The 19219-nt window shown below is 73.7% G+C and carries 16 protein-coding genes and 1 tRNA gene; 8 read left to right on the top strand and 9 right to left on the bottom strand.

Annotation, left to right across the window (positions count from 1 at the left end):
• Positions 1–6 precede the first annotated feature (6 nt).
• The 9 genes from MTO99_RS01945 to MTO99_RS01985 all read right to left on the bottom strand — a co-directional run bounded on the left by MTO99_RS01945 (position 7) and on the right by MTO99_RS01985 (position 8041).
• Complete coding sequence (locus tag MTO99_RS01945) at positions 7–420, bottom strand: Fe-S oxidoreductase (protein WP_243556498.1); 414 nt, start codon at positions 418–420, stop codon at positions 7–9.
• Positions 417–1901: a dihydrolipoyl dehydrogenase family protein gene (locus tag MTO99_RS01950; RefSeq protein WP_243556500.1), complete on the bottom strand. Its 1485-nt coding sequence runs from the start codon at positions 1899–1901 to the stop codon at positions 417–419. Before MTO99_RS01950 ends, MTO99_RS01945 begins: the two co-directional genes overlap by 4 nt.
• Positions 1902–2021: 120 nt before the next feature.
• Positions 2022–2876: an arginase family protein gene (locus MTO99_RS01955; protein WP_243556501.1), complete on the bottom strand. Its 855-nt coding sequence runs from the start codon at positions 2874–2876 to the stop codon at positions 2022–2024.
• Between the two features lie 7 nt (positions 2877–2883).
• Entirely contained in the window at positions 2884–3621 is a 738-nt protein-coding gene (locus MTO99_RS01960) for a PspA/IM30 family protein (RefSeq protein WP_243556502.1), read from the bottom strand.
• A gap of 80 nt (positions 3622–3701) precedes the next feature.
• The gene (locus tag MTO99_RS19070) at positions 3702–5732 is read right to left on the bottom strand and encodes a TPM domain-containing protein (protein WP_290428395.1); all 2031 of its coding nucleotides are present in this window, start codon (positions 5730–5732) and stop codon (positions 3702–3704) included.
• Positions 5733–5844: 112 nt separating this feature from the next.
• Positions 5845–6624 (bottom strand): hypothetical protein, encoded by a 780-nt coding sequence (locus tag MTO99_RS01970; protein ID WP_243556503.1) that lies wholly within the window; start codon positions 6622–6624, stop codon positions 5845–5847.
• Positions 6611–7141, bottom strand: coding sequence for a SigE family RNA polymerase sigma factor (locus MTO99_RS01975; protein ID WP_243556504.1), 531 nt, complete (start codon positions 7139–7141; stop codon positions 6611–6613). The genes MTO99_RS01970 and MTO99_RS01975 overlap by 14 nt, the downstream gene beginning before the upstream one ends.
• Before the next feature lie 151 nt (positions 7142–7292).
• Positions 7293–7365, bottom strand: a tRNA-Arg gene (locus MTO99_RS01980).
• 46 nt (positions 7366–7411) lie between these two features.
• Positions 7412–8041, bottom strand: coding sequence for an iron ABC transporter ATP-binding protein (locus MTO99_RS01985; protein WP_243556505.1), 630 nt, complete (start codon positions 8039–8041; stop codon positions 7412–7414).
• Between the two features lie 64 nt (positions 8042–8105).
• Here MTO99_RS01985 and argS point away from each other — a divergent pair, with 64 nt between their 5' ends.
• From argS to prfA, 8 genes are all read left to right on the top strand, one after another.
• On the top strand, positions 8106–9779 hold the full coding sequence (argS, locus tag MTO99_RS01990; protein WP_243556507.1) for an arginine--tRNA ligase: 1674 nt from the start codon (positions 8106–8108) through the stop codon (positions 9777–9779).
• A 4-nt stretch (positions 9780–9783) separates the two neighbouring features.
• Complete coding sequence (locus MTO99_RS01995; RefSeq protein ID WP_243556509.1) at positions 9784–10605, top strand: LmeA family phospholipid-binding protein; 822 nt, start codon at positions 9784–9786, stop codon at positions 10603–10605.
• A gap of 135 nt (positions 10606–10740) precedes the next feature.
• Positions 10741–12180 (top strand): diaminopimelate decarboxylase, encoded by a 1440-nt coding sequence (gene lysA, locus MTO99_RS02000; RefSeq protein ID WP_435520786.1) that lies wholly within the window; start codon positions 10741–10743, stop codon positions 12178–12180.
• On the top strand, positions 12177–13487 hold the full coding sequence (locus MTO99_RS02005) for a homoserine dehydrogenase (RefSeq protein WP_243556511.1): 1311 nt from the start codon (positions 12177–12179) through the stop codon (positions 13485–13487). The genes lysA and MTO99_RS02005 overlap by 4 nt, the downstream gene beginning before the upstream one ends.
• Positions 13484–14581, top strand: a complete 1098-nt coding sequence (gene thrC, locus MTO99_RS02010) for a threonine synthase (protein WP_243556513.1) — start codon at positions 13484–13486, stop codon at positions 14579–14581. The genes MTO99_RS02005 and thrC overlap by 4 nt, the downstream gene beginning before the upstream one ends.
• Positions 14578–15546: a homoserine kinase gene (thrB, locus tag MTO99_RS02015; protein ID WP_243556515.1), complete on the top strand. Its 969-nt coding sequence runs from the start codon at positions 14578–14580 to the stop codon at positions 15544–15546. Before thrC ends, thrB begins: the two co-directional genes overlap by 4 nt.
• A 290-nt stretch (positions 15547–15836) precedes the next feature.
• A complete protein-coding gene (rho, locus tag MTO99_RS02020) occupies positions 15837–18080 on the top strand; it encodes a transcription termination factor Rho (RefSeq protein WP_243556517.1) in 2244 nt (747 codons plus the stop codon).
• A 3-nt stretch (positions 18081–18083) separates the two neighbouring features.
• A complete protein-coding gene (gene prfA, locus MTO99_RS02025) occupies positions 18084–19163 on the top strand; it encodes a peptide chain release factor 1 (protein WP_149159468.1) in 1080 nt (359 codons plus the stop codon).
• Positions 19164–19219 lie beyond the last annotated feature (56 nt).

The raw sequence follows: 19219 nt of genomic DNA on the forward strand, positions 1-19219 counted from the left end.
CTCCGGTCAGCGGCGTCGCGGGCGGGCGGGAACCCTCGGGGTCCCGTCCGCCCGAACGTAGCCGCCGGCCTCGAGCCCGGCCTCGATCTCGAACCGGTTGCGCAACGGGTCGCGTCCGGCGGCCAGGTACAGCAGCGGGAAGAGCATGCCGTACCGCTGCCACTGGCGCCGGTGCACCGCCTCATGGCCGAGCACCCGCTCGCCGGTGTTGCGGTCGGTGAGGTAGCAGCGGCCCACGCACGCCCCGCCGCGACCGAACGTCCACTTCGGCATCCCCGTGAACACGATGAGCCCGTGGCGCACCTCGATGCGACCGGTGCTCCACACGAACCCCCACACGAAACCGACGGCGGTCGCCCACCAGTAGCCGACCCGGCTGATCCACGAGTCCAGCGGTCGCACGCGGACGGTGCGGTTCATGCGGCCGCGCCCTCGTCGGGGGCCGAAGCGCCCCGGTCGCCCGGAGCATCCGGTCGCCCGAGCGCTTCGAGCAGCCGCAACCAGATCTCGCTCACGGTCGGGAACGCGGGCACCGCGTGCCAGAGCCGACGGATCGGCACCTCGCCGACGATCGCGATCGTCGCGGCGTGCAGCAGTTCGGCGATATCCGGTCCCACGAACGTCGCGCCGATCACCGTCTCGCGATCACGGTCGACGACCAGGCGGGCTCGGCCGCCGGGGCCGTCGCCGTGGATGCCCGAGCCCGACGCCGAGCCGAGCGGCACGTCGAGCACCCGGGTGCGTCGCCCCGCCCGCTCGGCGGCGGCCTCGGTGAGCCCGACCGACGCGCACTCGGGTTCGGCGAACACGACCTGCGGCACCGCGGCATGGTCGGCGGTGGCGACGTGCACGCCCCAGTCGGCGTCGTCGACCAGGCCGCCCGCGGCGCGCGCCGCGATCACGTCGCCCGCGGCGCGGGCCTGGTACTTGCCCTGGTGGGTGAGCAGGGCGCGGCGGTTCACGTCGCCGACCGCGTACAGCCAGCCGGCCTCGCCTGCGGGTTCGCCCGCGACGAGCAGGGTGTCGTCGACCTCGATCCAGTCGCCCGGCGCGAGTCCGACCGTGTCGAGGCCGAGGTCCGCGGTGCGCGGTGCGCGGCCGGTCGCGACGAGCACCTCGTCGGCCACGACGGGCTCGCCGCCTTCGACCTCGATCACCACCTGGTCGCGGTCGTCGCGCGCCGCCGAGACGAGTCGTGCGCCGAGATGCACGGATGCTCCGAGCCCCCGCAATCCGTCGGCCGCCGCCTCGCCGGCGAACGGCTCCATACCGCCGAGCAGGCTGCTGCGGGCGAGGACCGTCACCTCGGAGCCGAACCCCGCGTAGGCGGTCGCCATCTCGACCGCGACGACTCCGCCGCCGATGATCGCGAGCCGGGCGGGAGCGGTCTGGGCGCTGGTGGCCTCACGGCTCGTCCACGGCCGCGCGTCCGCGAGCCCGGGCAGATCGGGAACGGCGGCGTCGGTGCCGGTCGCGATCACCACGGCGTGCCGCGCGGCGAGCTCGGTCGTGGACCCGTCGGCGTGCTCGACCACGACACGGCGGAGCCCCGCGAGCCGCGCGTGCCCGCGCTCGAGCCCGATGCCCGCGCCGCGCAGCCACTCCTCGCCGCCCGCATCGCTCCAGTCGGAGACCCACTCGTTGCGTCGGCGGAGCACCGCGGCGACGTCGAGCTCGCCGGTCACCGCCTCGGCGGCCCCCGGCACCCGTTGCGCGGCGCGCAGTGCGGCGGCGCTGCGCAGCAGCGTCTTCGACGGCACGCACGCCCAGTACGAGCACTCGCCGCCGACGAGTTCGCGCTCGACGATCACCACGTCGAGCCCGCCGGCCTTCGCCCGGTCGGCGACGTTCTCGCCCACCGGCCCGGCTCCGATCACCACGACATCGACCTCGCGCACCATCACCCGTTCCTTCCCGACAGTCGCCCACGCAGCCGCCGTCGCCAGCCTAGGCACCGGCTGCGACGGGGGACAGGCCTTGCGGGCACGACCAGTGCCCTGGTCTTCGGCCCCCGGGGCGACTCAGCCCGTCGTCGCCTGCGGCGCCGACGAGAGCGCACCGACGATGCGCAGGATCGCGGGCAGATCGTCGCCCGCCGCGGCCGGCGAACCCGGCGCGAACCCGGCGATCGCGGCCCCCGCGAGCGGGAATCGCCCCGTCACCGCGCGCAGCAGCGCGACGAGCTCGGGCGTGTCGACGCCGAAGGGAAGGGGGTACGACAGCCCGGCGAGGGCCGAGGGGTCGAGCACGTCGAGGTCGACGTGCACGAACACCCGGGCCGCTCCGGTCGCCTCGAGCGCGGCGATCACCGTGGCGGGGTCGCCGAGCTGGCCGACGGTGAGCGCGGCGATGCCGTGCTCGTCGATGAAGCGCCGTTCCTCGTCGTCGATCGACCTGGCGCCGCCGAGCACGATGCGCCCGGGTTCCACGCGCTCATCGGGGCCGAGCGCGAGTCCATCGGCGCCCTCGCCCGTGACGGCGCGCAACGCCATGCCGCCGAAGTTGCCCGACGGCGAGGTCTCGGGGGTGTGCAGGTCGGGGTGCGCGTCGAGCCAGAGCACCGCGAGCGGGCCGTCGCCCGATCGTGCGGCGTGCGCGACGGCGGCGACCGCCGCCGCGCAGTCGCCGCCGATCGTGATCGCCAGCCCGGTGACGCCGGCCAGCGCCGCCTCGGTGCGCTCCCGGACGCGCCGCAGCGAGCTGTACCGCCGCACCCCGGTGCCGAGCGCCTCGCCCGCCTCGACGGGCACCTCGACCGCGATGGTCGCCGAGGCGGGCAGGTCGCCCTGGATGGCCGACGCCCCGTCGGCGTGACTCATCGCCCGCGCCGAACCCCCGCCCTGCCAGACCGGAACGACGATGAATCTCGCCGGCATCCGCGGATCAGCCGCCGATCGCGGACTGGCCCGCGTTGCCGGCCTTCAGCTCCGCGAGCCGCGCGTCGACCTCGGTGAGCTCGCCGAGGTCGTCGAGCTCGTTGAACTGCGCATCGAGGCTCGACGCCGCCAGCTCGGCCTGCCCGCGGGCCTTGGCCTCTTCGCGGCGGATCTTGTCCTCGAAGCGGCTGATCTCGCTGGTCGGGTCGAGGATGTCGACCGACTTCACCGCGTCGTGCACCTGCTGCTGCGCCTGCGCGGTCTTCGCGCGCGCGATGAGCTCGCTGCGCTTGCTCTTCAGCTGCTCGAGCTTCTCCTTCATGCCGTTGAGGCCGGCCTTCAGCTTGTCGACGACCTCGGTCTGCGACGCGATCTGCGGCTCGGCCGCCTTCGCCTCACGCTCGGCGTCGATCTGACGGCCGAGCGCGACCTTGGCGAGGTTGTCGAACTTGTCGGCGTCGACCGTGTTGCCGGCGGCCCGCAGCTCGTCGGCCTTCCGGCTGGCCGCGACCGCCTTCTGCCCCCACTCGGCGGCGGCGTCGACGTCCTCGCGGTGGTCGTCCTCGAGGAGCCGCAGGTTGCCGATCGTCTCGGCGATGGCGGCCTCGGCGTCGGCGATCGAGTTGGTGTAGTCGCGCACCATCTGGTCGAGCATCTTCTGCGGATCCTCGGCCTGATCGATGAGCGCGTTCACGTTCGCCCGCACGAGCTGCGAGATGCGCCCGAAGATGGACTGCTTTGCCATGGTGGTTCCCTTTCTTCGCTGGTCGTTCTGTGAGTCGTGACGTCGTGGGTCGTGCCGTCGCTCGAGTGGATGCGCGGCGGTCAGAACCTGCCGCCGCTGCCGCCGCTCCGCCGCCCGCGGGTGCTGCTGCCGCCGAAGCTGCCGGTGGACCGGCCGCCGCCGAAGCCGCCGGTGGACCGGCCGCCGCCGAATCCGCCGAAGCCGCCCCCCGAGCTGCGTCGCGAACCGCCGCCGCCGAGGCCGCCGAATCCGCCCCCGCCGCCGCCGAGCACCGAGTTGATGACGATGCCGCCGAGCACCGCGCCGAGCATGTCGCCGCCGCCGCTGCTGCGGCCCTGGGCGCCGCCGCCGAAGCCGGCGTCGAACCCGCCGACGTCCTGCTGGGCGAGCCGGCTCGCCTCGGCGGCCAGCTGCTCGGCCCGACGCGCCGATTGGAGCGCCGCCGCGGGGTCGGCCGCGCGCTGCTGCTCGGCCAGTGCGGCCAGGCGCGCCGCTTCGGCGAGTCGGGTGCGCGCCTCGGGGCCGACGGCGCCGCGACGGGCGGTCAGATACGATTCGGCGGCATCGACCTGGCTGCGGGCGCTGAGCAGGGCGCGGTCGAGTTCGGCGGCGGCGCGCGCGGCCCGCTCGGCGGCGTCGCGGGCGGCGCCGATGGCCTGGTCGATCGCGTCGTTCGCCTGCTTCAGGCGGGCGCCGAGCGCGAGCGGGTCGCGGCCCGGCTGCGCCAGGGCGGCGCCGAGCGCGGATGCCTCGGCCTGCGTCGCGTCGGCGATCGAGCCGAGATTCGCCGCGTCGAGCGACCGGGCGGTGCGCACGTCGGCGTCGAGGTCGGCGACGCCTGCGGCGATCGCCTGGTCGGCCTGCTCCAGGTCGGCGCCGAGCCGGTCGACGGCCTCGGCGAGCAGCTTCGCCTGATCGACCGCCTCCTCCGCGCCGCGGATCGCGACCGCGGCCGGCCCCGTCTCGCCCGCGTCGAGCGAGGCCCCGGCGCGGTCGACGGCCGCGAGCGCGAACGACACGCGCGCCGCCGCCTGGGCCGGGTTGTCGGCCACGGTGGACAGGGCGGATGCCGCGTACACGGCGCCGAGCGCGGTCAGCCGCTCGCCGATCGCGGGAAGGGCGGCCTGCTGCTGTGCGGCGAGCCCCCGCACGCGCTCGAGCTCGGCCGGCGCGTTCTGCTCGAGCCCGCGCAGGTCGTCGAACCGGTCGGCCTGCTCGTCCAGCAGGGCATCGGCCTCGCCGGCGAGGGCGATGATGCGCCCGTACCACTCGCGGCGCTGCTCGTCGGTGTCGGGGTCGGCGTCGTCGAGCTTCTGCTGGAGCGTGAAGGCCTCGGCCACCTTCGCCTTCGCCTCAGCGAGCGCGGCCCGGAACGGTTCGGTGGCCTCGTCGCCGTAGGAGGCGACCGCGAAACCGAGTTCGTCCTCGCTGGTGCGCAGCGCGTCGTCGACGGCGACGAGCGCGCTGCCGGCCTGCCGGCGCAGTTCCTCGATCGACACCGGGGGAGCCCCGGTGCCCGCACCGCCGCCGCCGGACCCGCCCCGCTTGCGCCGCCGCGCGAGCACGATCACCACGACGACCACGATCGCCGCGGCGATGAGCAGGAACCACACGAGCCCCCACGGGAAGCCGCCGCCGGCACCTCCGCCGATCGCGTCGGCCGCCGCGATCGCGGCGCCCGCCCAGTCCTCGTCGCGCAGGTGCGGCTCGATCACGTCCTGGCTGATGCGCTCGATCTCGCCCGCGGACAGCGACGCGTTGTCGTCTCGGGAGAGGAAGTACGCGCGACCGTCGACGGCGACGGCGAGCAGATAGTCCTCGGTGCCCATGTTGTTCGAGATCGCGGTGTCGGCGGCCCACTGGTCGGCCCGCTCGGGGTTCGTGAACTCCGATACGTACGCGACGAACAGCTGGCGCCCGCTGCGGTCGGCCGCCTGGTCGATGGCCTGTTCGACCTCGTCGACGCGGTCGCCGAGCGCGCCGACGGTGTCGACGACGGGGGAGGACCCGAAATCGACCGGATCCTCGGCGGCGGCCGGCGTGCCGGCCCAGAGCACGGCACCGAGCACGAGTGCCACCACGACCGGAATCCGGTGTCGAACCGTCAGCACCAGCGCATCCCCCGTTCCAGCCCGGATGCTGCCGAGTCTAGGGGGAGTCCGCCACCTCGTCCACGCCGGGCCCGCCCGCCCCGGTGCCCGCCCGCCCCGGCGCCCGCCCGGCTCAGTTGCCCGCCCAGGCCACCGGCACCGCTGCGGACACGAGCCGCACCGGATTCACGCGCCCGTCGATCGCGACGTCGACCACGACGACCACGTCGTACGCGCCGGGTGCGAGCGGTTCGTCGCCGGCGGTGCAGTCGGCCGCCTGCACCGGCACCGAGATCACGGCGGGCGACCCGGGCCGGAGCACGACCTCCTCGACCCCGGCGCCCGAGGCGAGCCACACGACCGACCCGTCGGCGGCGACCATCGCCGACGGGGCGCCCGAGATCCGCACCGTGCGGGCGGCGCCCAGCGCGGTGGACAGCTCGGCGGTGACCTCGCCGACGCCCTCGGCATCGAGCACGGCCGACGTCACGACGAGCTCGAGTCCGTCGACGCTCGCCGCCTGCGGCGCCGGACGACCGCACGCGGTCGCCTGCTCGAGGGTGCCGAGCGCGACGTCGCCCGGTTCGGGCCCGTCCTGCGGGGCGACCGCATCGGGGGCGGCATCGTCGCCGCGGTCGCCCGAGGCATCCGTCGCCGCTTCGCCGGTCGCGGTCTCCGACGCCGGGGCATCCGAGATGCTCGCCGTGCCGAAGCCCAGCGGCGGGCCCATCGCGATGCCGACGATCGCGACCAACGCGACCGCCGTGACCGAGCCGCCCACGATCGTGCGGCGGCGGCGACGCCTGGCCGCACGGCTGCCGGCCAGCACCGCGTCCAGGTCGATCGGCCGGGGCGCGGAGCGGTCGGCGTCGTGCCGCAGGGCTTCGCCGATGCGGTCGTCAGGATCGGACATGATCGCCTCCCGTGGGCGTGCCGCCGTCGGCGGCGTCGAACTGGGCGGAGAGCGATCGCAGGGCGTCGCTGAGGTACCGCTTCACCGCGCCCGAGCTGATGCCGAGCGTGCGCGCGATCTGCTCGACCGGCAGGTCGTCGTAGTAGCGCAGCACGACGCAGGCCGCCTGCCGCGGCGACAGCGCGCGCACGCGCGCCGCGACGTCGATGCGGTCGTCGACGGCCCGGTCCGGTGCATCGGCGCGGTCGGGCTCGGCGACCAGGTGACGCACGTCGCGCCACCGGCCGTCGCGCCGCGAGCGGTCGATCACCAGGTTCAGGATCGCGCGTCGCACGTACGCCTCGGCGCGCGGCAGCGTGAGCGACATCCGCGGTCGTCCGAAGGTGCGCACGAGCGCCTCCTGCACCAGGTCGGCGGCGTCGTCGGCGCTGCCGGTGAGCAGGTAGGCGTACCGGTTCAGCGCGTCGCCGCGTTCGGCGACGAGCGTCGTCGCGATCGCGTCCCAGGTGCCGCTCACGTTCCTCCTCCGCGACGGCGCCGTCTGCGCCGTCATCTCTTCAGACGACCGACGCACCGATTCGGTTGGGGTCGCGGCGGTGCGACGGAAAACGGCTGGATCCGCGTTGCCGCGGATCCAGCCGTTCGCGACGCCCTACGGCGTCGAAGCGTGCCCCCGGAGGGATTCGAACCCCCGACCTACGGTACCGGAAACCGGCGCTCTATCCCCTGAGCTACGGAGGCGCACAGCTAGAGACACTATCACTTCGGACTCGGTGCTCCGTGCGCGTCAGGCGGCCGGCAGATTGCCCAGCACCGAGCCGACGAGCGCGGTCGCATCGCCGGGTTCGAACAGCGCGTCCGACTCGACGACGACCCAGTACCGGCCCGAGAACACCTGCGCCGAGCCGGCCTGGCCCGAGCGGCCGAAGTACCCCTCCACGTCGGGCGGCGTGCCGTACGTGGGCACCGCCTGCAGTCGGCTCGCGGCGCCGTTCGCCGCCGCGGCGATCGCGGTGGCGGACGGCGTGGCCACGGCGACCTCGATGAGCTCGCCGCTGGTCTGGTTGAGCCACCCGCACGCGGTGCCGCCGGCGTCGACCACCGCGCGGATGCCCGCCGACGCCGGTTCGTAGCCGGGCGCCGCGCCGAAGTTCGGGTTGAACGCGTAGACCTGGTCGGGGGTGAGCAGCTCGTCGCACCCGATCGCGAACGGCGGCGAGGTCTCTTCGGGCGCGGTCGTCTCGCCCGGCGTCGGGTCCCCGGTCGCGGGGGTCGTCTCGGTCGGATGCTCCGTGGCCGACGCCGAGCCGGTCGGCGTCGGCGACGCGGGCGTGCAGCCGGCGAGCAGCATCGCGGCTCCGGCGGCCGCCGCGACGACCAGGGGCGGGCGGAGACGGCGACGGGCGGAGCGGAACATGCAGGCACCCTACCAACGGGCTCCGGCATCACCGGGCACCGGCACGCCCGGGTAGGATCGGGGAGTGACTCCAGCCGATCTCTCGCGTGCCCTGTTCGACCTCGTGACCGCCTCGGCGGAGCGGCGTCGCGCGTCCGGGGCATCCGTCTCGCTCGAGCTCGCACCCGACCAGATCGTCCTCGAGCGCCCGAAGCTGCGCGAGCACGGCGACTGGGCCTCGAGCATCGCACTGCGCATCGCGAAGCAGTTCGGCACGAACCCGCGCGAGCTCGCGGGCGAGCTCGCCGAGGGCCTCGCCGCCGTCGAGGGCGTCGCGAGCGCCGAGGTCGCCGGGCCCGGCTTCATCAACATCCGGCTGGATGCCGCGGCCGCGGGTGCGCTCGCGAAGACCATCGTCGAGGCGGGCGACGCGTACGGCCACGGCACCACCCAGGCGGGCCGGCACATCAACCTCGAGTTCGTGTCGGCCAACCCCACCGGCCCGCTGCACATCGGCCACACCCGGTGGGCGGCGCTCGGCGACGCCATGAGCCGTGTGCTCCGCGCGGCGGGCGCCGAGGTCGCGAACGAGTACTACATCAACGACGCCGGCACGCAGATGGACAACTTCGGGGCGTCGGTGCTCGCGGCCGCGAAGGGCGAGCCCACGCCCGAGAACGGCTACCCGGGGCAGTACGTCGCCGACCTCGCGCAGCGCGTGCTCGAGCGCGAGCCGCACCTGCTGGAGTTCCCCGACGAGGTGGCGCTGCACACCGCCAAAGAGATCGCGTACGAGCTGCAGCTCGCCGAGATCCGCGCATCGCTCGAGCGGTTCAACGTGCACTTCGACGTGTGGACGAGCGAACGCCGCCTGCAGCAGCGCGGCGACGACGGCCTCTCCGACGTGGACACCGCGGTCGAACGGCTGCGCACGCAGGGGCACGTGTTCGACGCCGACGGCGCCGTGTGGGTGCGCACGACCGACTTCGGCGACGACAAGGACCGCGTGATCCGTCGCAGCAACGGCGAGTACACGTACTTCGCCGCCGACGCCGCGTACTACCTCGACAAGAGCGACCGCGGGTTCACGCACAAGATCTACCTGCTCGGCGCCGACCACCACGGGTACGTGCACCGGCTGAAGGCGCTCGCGGGCGCCGCCGGAGACGACCCCGAGCGCGACATCGAGGTGCTCATCGGCCAGCTCGTGAGCATCAACGGCGCCAAGCTCTCCAAGCGCGCCGGCAACATCATCGAGCTCGACGACCTGCAGGCCTGGCTCGGCACCGACGCGCTGCGGTACACGCTCGCGCGGTATCCCGCCGACTCGCCGATCGCGATCGACCCCGAGATCCTGCAGCGCCGCACCAACGACAACCCCGTCTTCTACGTGCAGTACGCGCACGCGCGCACCGCCGCCGTCGACCGCAACGCGGCGTCCGTCGGCGTCGACCGCTCGAGCTTCGCCCCCGAGCTGCTCGAGCACGAGACCGAGTCGGCGCTGCTCGGCGCGCTGCAGGAGTTCCCCCGTATCGTGGCCCAGGCCGCCGAGCTGCTCGAGCCGCACCGCGTCGCCCGCTACATCGAAGAGCTCGCGGGCCTCTACCACCGCTGGTACGACAACTGCCGGGTGCTGCCGCTCGGCGACGAGCCGATCGGCGACCTGCAGCGCACCCGGCTCTGGCTGAACGACGCCACCGGTCAGGTCATCCGCAACGGCCTCGACCTGCTCGGCGTCTCCGCTCCCGAGCGGATGTGAGCCGGTGGCTGCGACGAGCGACCCGAACGCCGGTGCCGCCGACACCGCGGTCATCCCCGACGGCTGGGGCGAGCCGAGCCCGAAACGGCCGCGCCGCGGCGCGAGGGCCGTCATCGTCGCGGCGGTCGTCGTCGTCGTGATCGCCGTGCTGCTCGCAGCGGCCGACGCGTTCGCGAGGTCGGCCACCGAGGCGCAGCTCGCCGAGACGATCGAGCGTCGGCTGCCCGCCACCGTGCAGGGCGACGTGCGGGCGCAGGTCGGCGGCGCGTCGGTGCTCTGGCAGCTCGTCACCGGCACCGCCACCGAGGTCGCGCTCACCTCCGAGGGGCTCACCGTGCAGGGCGCCCCCGTCGGAGTCGAGGTCGTCGCCCGCGGGGTGCCGCTGCGCGGCGAGGGCGTGATCGACACCGTCGATGCGACCCTCACGCTCGACGAGGACTCCTTGAACGCCCTCGTGCGGGCGCAGCACGCACCGGGCGGATTCTCGCTCGGCGACGGCACCGTCGGATACCGGGGCACGCTCGACGTGTTCGGCGTGACGGTGTCGTACGAGGCGACCGCGCGGGCCGAGGCCGCGGGCGATCGCGTGCTGCTCACGCCCGTCGGCGTGGAGATCGGCGCCGGGGGAGTGTCCGTCGATGCCGGCGATCTCGTATCGCGCCTGCTGGGCGGTGATCCGCTGGAGGTCTGCGTGGCCGACCGGCTGCCCGAGGGCGCCAAGCTCACGAGCGTGCAGGTCACGCCCGAACGGGTGCGCATCGAGGCGTCGGCGGCCGATGTGCCGATGGCGGCCGAGTCGCTCGAACGCACGGGTGACTGCGGGTGACGTCACGGATTCCCGCCCGCGCATGACCCGCCGGTAGAATCAGCCAGTCCGCTTCGGCGGATCCGCACAGGCTTCAGGAACCGACCCGGGTTCGCTCGCCGACTCGTGCTCCTCGACTCGTCCCGTGAGGTTCCCGTGGCATCCAACGTCTCCCGTCCATCGACGTCGGTCGCGCCCGACGACCCGCGCGCGACCGTCGATCCCGACGCGCTCGCCCCGGTCGTGTGGCCGGCCGGAGCGCACCGCGACGCCGCGGGCCGGCTCGTGATCGGCGGCGTCGACGCGACGGCGCTGGCCGAACGGTTCGGCACCCCGCTGTACGTCGTCGACGAATCCGTCGTGCGCGGGCGCGCCGCCCGCATCCGCGCGGCGTTCGAGCGCGCCGCCGCCGAGGCCGGCACCGAGGTCGCCGTGTACTACGCCGGCAAAGCGTTCCTCTCGGGTGCGATGGTGCGCTGGATGCGCGCCGAGGGCCTCGCGGTCGACGTGTGCACCGGCGGCGAACTGGCGGTGGCGCTCGCCGCGGGCGCCGAGCCGACCGCGCTCGGCTTCCACGGCAACAACAAGTCGGTCGCCGAGATCGAGCGCGCAGTCGCGGTCGGCGTCGGCACGATCGTCATCGACAGCGAGATCGAGATCGAGCGGGTCGCGGATGCCGCGGCGCGCGCCGGGCGCATCCAGCGCGTGCGGCTCCGCGTGAACAGCGGGGTGCACGCGTCGACGCACGACTTCCTCGCCACCTCGCACGAGGACCAGAAGTTCGGGCTGCCGCTCGCGCGCGCCGTCGAGCTCGGCGAACGGATCCGCTCGCACGCGTCGCTCGAGTTCGTCGGGCTGCACTGCCACATCGGGTCGCAGATCTTCGACGCATCCGGGTTCGCCGAATCGGCCGAGCGCCTGCTCGCCGCGCACGCCGAGCTCAGCCGCACCGCCCCGGTGCCCGAGCTCAACCTGGGCGGCGGGTTCGGCATCGCCTACACCGAGGCCGACGACCCCGACCCGATCGAGCAGATCGCCGAGCGCATCGTGGGGCGGGTCGCCGAGACCTGCGCACGCCTCGGCGTGCCGGTGCCCAAGCTCGCGTTCGAGCCCGGCCGGTGGGTCATCGGCCCGGCGGGCGTCACGCTCTACACCGTCGGCACAGTCAAGGCCGTGCCGATCGAGGGCGGCGAGCGGCGGTACGTGAGCGTCGACGGCGGCATGAGCGACAACGCGCGCACGGCGCTCTACGGCGCGGCGTACACGGCGCGCATCGCGTCCCGCAGCTCGGACGCCCCGGCCGCGCTGTCGCGCGTGGTCGGCAAGCACTGCGAGTCCGGCGATATCGTCGTCGACCGCGAGCTGCTGCCCGCCGACACCGCACCCGGCGACCTGCTGGCGGTGGCCGCGACGGGCGCGTACTGCTGGTCCCTCGCCAGCAACTACAACCACCAGCCGCGGCCCGCCGTGGTGGCGGTGCGCGATGCGCGGGCCCGCGTCATCGTGCGCGGCGAGACCGTCGACGATCTGCTGGCGCGCGACGCCGGCCTCGAGGCATCCGCCGACCACGACCCCACCGAAGGAGCCCACGCATGATCGAGTACCGTGCCATCCGCGTCGCCCTGCTCGGAGCCGGCTCGGTGGGCTCGCAGGTCGCCCGGCTGCTGCTCGAGCACGGCGACGAGCTCGCCAAGCGCATCGGCGCGCCGATCGAACTGGTCGGCATCGCGGTGCGCGACCTCGACGCGAAACGCGACGTCGACCTGCCCCGCGACCTCTTCACCGCCGACGCGGCCTCGCTGATCGTGAGCGCCGACATCGTCATCGAACTGATGGGCGGCATCGAACCGGCCCGCGAGTACGTGCTGCAGGCGATCAACTCGGGTGCCGACGTCGTCACCGGCAACAAGGCGCTGCTCGCCTCGCACGGCGCCGAGCTGTTCGCCGCCGCCGAGCAGGTCGGCGCGCAGCTCTCGTACGAGGCGGCCGTGGCCGGCGCGATCCCGATCATCCGGCCGCTGCGCGAGAGCCTCGCGGGCGACCGGGTCGAGCGCATCCTCGGCATCGTGAACGGCACCACCAACTTCATCCTCGACCGCATGGACTCCACCGGGGCGACCCTCGAGGACGCCCTGGCCACCGCCACCGAGCTCGGCTACGCCGAAGCCGACCCGACCGCCGACATCGGCGGGTACGACGCGGCGCAGAAGGCGGCGATCCTCGCGAGCCTCGCCTTCCACACCACCGTGCCCGTCGACGCCGTGCACCGCGAGGGCATCACCGGCGTCACCGCCGACCAGGTCGAGTCGGCCAAACGCGCCGGCTACGTCGTGAAGCTGCTCGCCATCTGCGAACGGCTCGCCGACGCCGAGTCCGGCGCCGAGGGCGTCTCGGCCCGCGTCTACCCGGCGCTCGTCCCCCGCACGCACCCGCTCGCCGCGGTGCGCGGGGGGAACAACGCGGTCTTCGTCGAGGCGTCGGCGGCCGGCCCGCTCATGTTCTACGGCGCCGGCGCCGGCGGCGTGCAGACCGCCTCGGCCGTGCTCGGCGACCTCGTCGCGATCGCCCGCCGGCACGTCATCGGCGGACCGGGCACCAGCGAGTCGACCCACGCCGACCTGCCCCTGCTGCCCATCGGGCGCATCACCACCCGCTACTCGGTGACCCTCGAGGTCACCGACGAGCCCGGCGTGCTCGAGACCGTCGCCCACGTGTTCGCCGAGCACGGCGTGTCGGTCGAGCAGCTCCAGCAGACGGTCGAGGCGTCGACCGGTCGGGCTACGCTGGTCATCGGAACGCACGAGGCGGCCGAGTCCGCCCTCGCGAACACCGTCGCATCCCTCGCCGAGAGCCCAGTCGTGGCATCCGTGGCATCCGTCCTCCGAATCGAAGGAGCAGTGTGAACCACCCCGCACCCAAGACCGGTTCGCGCCAGTGGCGCGGCGTCATCCGCGAGTACGCCGACCGGCTCGACGTGACCGACGCGACGCCGGTCGTCACCCTCGGCGAGGGCGGCACACCGCTCATCCCCGCGCCCGCGCTGAACCGTCGCACCGGCGCCGACGTGTGGGTGAAGTTCGAAGGCATGAACCCCACCGGTTCGTTCAAGGACCGCGGCATGACGATGGCGGTCACCAAGGCCGTCGAGCACGGCGCGAAGGTCGTGATCTGCGCCTCCACCGGCAACACCTCGGCCTCCGCCGCAGCGTACGCGACGCACGCGGGCATCGGCGCGGCCGTGCTCGTGCCCGAGGGCAAGATCGCGATGGGCAAGCTCAGCCAGGCCATCGCGCACAACGCGCAGCTCATCCAGGTGCAGGGCAACTTCGACGACTGCCTCGACCTGGCCCGCGAGCTCGCCGCGAACTACCCCGTGCACCTGGTCAACTCGGTGAACAACGACCGCATCGAGGGGCAGAAGACCGCCGCGTTCGAGGTCGTCGAGGTGCTCGGCGACGCACCCGACCTGCACTTCATCCCGGTCGGCAACGCCGGCAACTACACGGCGTACACCCGCGGCTACCGCGAAGACCTCGCGGCCGGCAACTCGACGCGGATGCCCCGCATGCTCGGGTTCCAGGCGGCCGGGTCGGCGCCCATCGTGCGCGGCGAGCCCGTGAAGGACCCCGACACGATCGCGAGCGCGATCCGCATCGGCAACCCCGCGTCGTGGCAGCTCGCGCTCGAGGCGCGCGACGAGACCGACGGGTACTTCGGTGCGATCGACGATCAGAAGATCCTCGAGGCGCAGCGGATCCTCTCGGCCGAGGTCGGCGTGTTCGTCGAGCCGGCCTCGGCGATCTCGGTCGCCGGCCTGCTCGAGCGCGCCGAGGCCGGGGCGGTGCCCAAGGGTTCGCGCGTCGTGCTCACCGTCACCGGCCACGGCCTGAAGGACCCCCAGTGGGCGCTGCGCGGCGCCGACGGCGCCGACGTGCAGCCGACCGTGGTGCCCGTCGACACGGCCCAGGTGGCCGCGGTGCTCGGGCTCACGTCATGACCGCGCAGGTCGCCGACCCCGCCATGAGCGCGGGGCCGGTGCCCGACCTGGTCGGCCGCCGGGTGCAGGTCAAGGTGCCCGCGACGAGCGCCAACCTCGGCCCCGGCTTCGACACGCTCGGGCTCGCGCTGGCGCGCTACGACGAGCTCGAGGTCGAGGTGCTGCCCGGCGGTGCGCTCGAGGTCGAGGTGCACGGCGTCGGCGAAGGCCAGGTGCCGCTGGATGCCTCGCACCTCGTGGTCCGCTCGATCGCGCACACCTTCGCGCGCCGCGGTCTCGGGCTGCCCGGGCTGCGGCTCGTGGCCCGCAACGCGATCCCGCACGGGCGCGGCCTCGGGTCCTCGGGCGCGGCGATCGTCGCGGGCGTGATGATCGCCAAGGGCCTGCTCGAGGGGGTCGAGGCGTTCGACGCCGACGACCTGCTCGAGCTCGCGACCGAACTCGAGGGTCACCCCGACAACGTGGCGCCCGCGCTGTTCGGCGGCCTCACGATCGCGTGGGTCACGCCCGAGGGGCCGCGGCACAAGAAGCTCATCGTGCACCGGGGCGTCTCGCCGCTCGTGCTCGTGCCCGAGCACGAGATGTCGACCGCGCTCGCCAGGTCGCTGCAGCCCGAGTCGGTGCCGCACTCCGACGCGGTGTTCAACGTGTCGCGCTCGGCGCTGCTCGTCGCCGCACTGGTGCAGTCGCCCGAGCTGCTGCTCGCCGCCACCGAGGACAAGCTGCACCAGGCGTACCGGGCCGCGGCGATGCCCGAGACCGATCGGCTGATCCGCGCGCTGCGCGCCGCGGGCCACCCCGCGGTCGTGTCGGGCGCCGGGCCGTCGATCCTCGTGCTCGCCAGCGACCCCAGCGAGCGGGCCGACGCGGTGCGGCTCGTCGAGGCCGAGGCCGAGACGGTATGGCAGGCGCTTCCGCTCGCGGTCGACTTCAAGGGCGCGACGGTCGCCCCGGTCGACGGATGACGCGACCCGCGCCGGCACGCGGCTCGTGACATCCGGGTCATGCACGCGACGCTCGTGTGCGTGACATCCGTGTCATGCGGGCATTCGTCGGCTGACGCGGTGTTAGACTGGCCGCGCACCCGGTAGACGACGCATCGAACGCGTCACTGCCCATTGTGCGATTCCCAGCAGTTCAATGCTCTCGCCCTGCGCGGGCCCGCGCGCTCGTCGCGCGTTCATTCCCAGCGCCGGGCGACCAGCTCTCCTGGCCGGTACCCCCGATGTTCGCCAGGGGAAAGGACCACATCCCAGTGACCAACGCACCCGAACACGTCGAGGGAGCGCTCGATTCCGCGCGCCTCGGCACCCTGAAGGTCGCCGAGCTCCAGGAGCTCGCCGCCACCCTCGGCATCGCCGGCGCCGCGAAGCGCCGAAAAGGCGAACTCGTCGAGTTGATCTCCGCGCACCAGGCCGCCGCCGCCGAATCCGGTGCCGTCGAGTCGGCCGAGCCCGCCGCCGCACCGGCCGCGGATGCCGAGGCCGAGTCGGCGTCGCCCGAGTCGGCCTCGCCCGAGTCGGCCTCGCCCGAGTCGGCGGCAGCCGTCGAATCGGCGCTCGACGAGGCATCCGCTCCGTCCGAGCCGGTCGCACCGACCGCCGAACCGACGCCCGGTGACGCCTCCGAGCCCGACGCGCCCGCCGCAGCGGCCGAGCCGGTGGCCGACGCACCCGTCGCGCCGGCCCGTCGCGGCCGTCAGCCGCGTCGCGCCACGAGCGCGTCGACCGCCGCCGCGCAGCACGTGAACGGCGCCGGAGCCGGCGTCGCGCTCGTGCCCGCGGCCGACGAGAGCCGCGACGAAGCCCGCGAGGCCGCGCGCGCCGCAGTGCGCGAAGAGCTCGCCGCGGCGACCGGCGAGGCGCCGCGTCGCGCCGACGCCGAGCAGCCCGAGACGCCGTCGAACGACGAGCCGCGCCAGGGCGGCCGCAACCGTCGTGGCCGCCGCGGCGGCAACGGCGGCAACGGCGACCGCGAAGCGCAGAAGTCCGACAACGGTCAGGACGCCGGCCGTCGCCAGGGCGACGACCGCAAGGTCGACGACCGCAAGGCGGATGACCGCAAGGCGGATGACCGCAAGTCCGACGAGCGCAAGTCCGACGAGCGCAAGTCCGACGAGCGCAAGGGCGACGAGCGCCGCGGCGACGTCGAGACCGATGCGGAGCGCCAGGGCGGTCGCCAGAACCAGTCCCGCGACGGCCAGCAGCCCCGCGACGGCCAGCAGGCCGAGGGCGAGGGCGGCCGCCGCAGCCGCTACCGCGACCGCAAGCGCCGCGGTCAGGGCGGCCCGACCGACGAGGTCGAGCCCGAGATCCTCGACGACGACGTGCTCATCCCGATCGCGGGCATCCTCGACGTCCTCGACAACTACGCGTTCGTGCGCACCACCGGGTACCTGCCCGGCCCGAGCGACGTGTACGTCTCGCTCGGCCAGGTGAAGAAGTACCACCTGCGCAAGGGCGACGCGGTCGTCGGCTCGATCAAGCAGCCGCGCGACGGCGAGCAGCCCGGTCGGCAGAAGTACAACGCGCTGGTGAAGATCGACTCGATCAACGGCCAGACCCCCGACGAGGCGCAGACGCGCGTCGAGTTCCAGAAGCTCACGCCGCTCTACCCGCAGGACCGCCTGCGCCTCGAGACCGAGCCCACCAAGCTCACGCAGCGCATCATCGACCTGGTCGCCCCGATCGGCAAGGGCCAGCGCGGCCTCATCGTCGCGCCGCCCAAGGCCGGCAAGACGATCGTGCTGCAGCAGATCGCGAACGCCATCTCGATCAACAACCCCGAGGTGCACCTCATGGTCGTGCTCGTCGACGAGCGCCCCGAAGAGGTCACCGACATGGAGCGCACGGTGAAGGGCGAGGTCATCGCCTCGACCTTCGACCGCCCGGCCGAAGACCACACCACGGTCGCCGAGCTGGCGATCGAGCGGGCGAAGCGTCTCGTCGAGCTCGGCCACGACGTGGTCGTGCTGCTCGACTCGATCACCCGCCTCGGCCGCGCGTACAACCTCGCGGCACCGGCCTCGGGCCGCGTGCTGTCGGGCGGTGTCGACGCGTCGGCGCTCTACCCGCCGAAGCGCTTCTTCGGCGCCGCGCGCAACATCGAGAACGGCGGTTCGCTCACCATCCTCGCCACCGCGCTCGTCGAGACCGGCTCGAAGATGGACGAGGTGATCTTCGAGGAGTTCAAGGGCACCGGCAACAGCGAGCTGCGCCTCAGCCGCCAGCTCGCCGACAAGCGGATCTTCCCGGCGGTCGACGTGAACGCGTCGAGCACGCGCCGTGAAGAGATGCTGCTCTCGCCCGACGAGGTCAAGATCACCTGGAAGCTGCGTCGTGCGCTCGCCGGCCTCGAGCCGCAGCAGGCGCTCGAAGCCGTGCTCGGGCGCCTCCGCGAGACGCAGTCGAACACCGAGTTCCTGCTGCTCATGCAGAAGTCGGCGCCCGTGGGCGGCAACGGCCACGGCGGGCACGCGCACGAGTCCGACCACCGCTGAGCCGTGTTCGAATCCGTCCGGTCCCTGATCGCGGAGCACGGCGAGCTCCAGGAGGAGCTCGCCGACCCCGCGCTCCACGCCGACGCCGCGCGCGCCAAGAAGGTCAACCGCCGCTACGCCGAGCTCAGCCGCATCGTGCACGCGCACGAGGTCTGGGTGCAGGCGGGCGACGACCTCGAGGCGGCGCGTGAGCTCGCGAAAGAGGACGACGCGTTCGCGGAGGAGATCCCCGCGCTGGAGGAGCAGCTCGCCGCCGCCCAGGAGAAGCTGCGGCGGCTGCTCATCCCGCGCGACCCCGACGACGGCCGCGACGTGATCATGGAGATCAAGGGCGGCGAGGGCGGCGCCGAGTCGGCGCTCTTCGCGGCCGACCTGCTGCGCATGTACATCCAGTACGCGCAGTCGAAGGGCTGGAAGACCGAGCTGCTCGAGCGCGACGAGAGCGACCTCGGCGGCTACAAGAACGTGCAGGTCGCGATCAAGTCGAACGCCACCGATCCGTCGCAGGGCGTGTGGGCGCACCTGAAGTACGAGGGCGGCGTGCACCGCGTGCAGCGCGTGCCCGTCACCGAGACGCAGGGGCGCATCCACACGTCGACCACGGGCGTGCTCGTCTTCCCCGAGGTCGACGAGCCCGAAGAGGTCGAGATCAACCAGAACGACCTGAAGATCGACGTGTACCGCTCGAGCGGCCCCGGCGGCCAGTCGGTGAACACCACCGACTCGGCGGTGCGCATCACGCACGTGCCGACGGGCATCGTGGTGTCGATGCAGAACGAGAAGTCGCAGCTGCAGAACCGCGAGGCGGCGATGCGGGTGCTCCGCGCGCGCCTGCTGGCGCGTCAGCAGGAAGAGCTGGATGCCGCGGCATCCGACGCCCGGAAGTCGCAGATCCGCTCGATGGACCGCTCCGAGCGCATCCGCACGTACAACTTCCCCGAGAACCGCATCGCCGACCACCGCACCGGGTACAAGGCGTACAACCTCGACGCCGTGATGAACGGCGCGCTCGATCCGATCATCGAGTCGGCGATCCGCGCCGACGAGGAAGCGCGCCTGGCCGCCGTCGGCGACGACGCGTAGGCGCGCGCGAGCGCGCTGCGCGCGTGCGCACCGCGCACATGCACTCCTCCCCACGC

It is taken from the genome of Agromyces larvae (assembly GCF_022811705.1).
In the GTDB taxonomy this organism is placed as follows: Bacteria; Actinomycetota; Actinomycetes; order Actinomycetales; family Microbacteriaceae; genus Agromyces; species Agromyces larvae.

Excerpts from the sequence above, each read along its gene's own strand:
- MTO99_RS01945 (WP_243556498.1), bottom strand. The coding sequence starts at position 420 with ATGAACCGCACCGTCCGCGTGCGACCGCTGGACTCGTGGATCAGCCGG.
- MTO99_RS01950 (WP_243556500.1), bottom strand. The coding sequence starts at position 1,901 with ATGGTGCGCGAGGTCGATGTCGTGGTGATCGGAGCCGGGCCGGTGGGC.
- MTO99_RS01955 (WP_243556501.1), bottom strand. The coding sequence starts at position 2,876 with ATGCCGGCGAGATTCATCGTCGTTCCGGTCTGGCAGGGCGGGGGTTCG.
- MTO99_RS01960 (WP_243556502.1), bottom strand. The coding sequence starts at position 3,621 with ATGGCAAAGCAGTCCATCTTCGGGCGCATCTCGCAGCTCGTGCGGGCG.
- MTO99_RS01970 (WP_243556503.1), bottom strand. The coding sequence starts at position 6,624 with ATGTCCGATCCTGACGACCGCATCGGCGAAGCCCTGCGGCACGACGCC.
- MTO99_RS01985 (WP_243556505.1), bottom strand. The coding sequence starts at position 8,041 with ATGTTCCGCTCCGCCCGTCGCCGTCTCCGCCCGCCCCTGGTCGTCGCG.
- MTO99_RS02005 (WP_243556511.1), top strand. The coding sequence starts at position 12,177 with ATGATCGAGTACCGTGCCATCCGCGTCGCCCTGCTCGGAGCCGGCTCG.
- thrB (WP_243556515.1), top strand. The coding sequence starts at position 14,578 with ATGACCGCGCAGGTCGCCGACCCCGCCATGAGCGCGGGGCCGGTGCCC.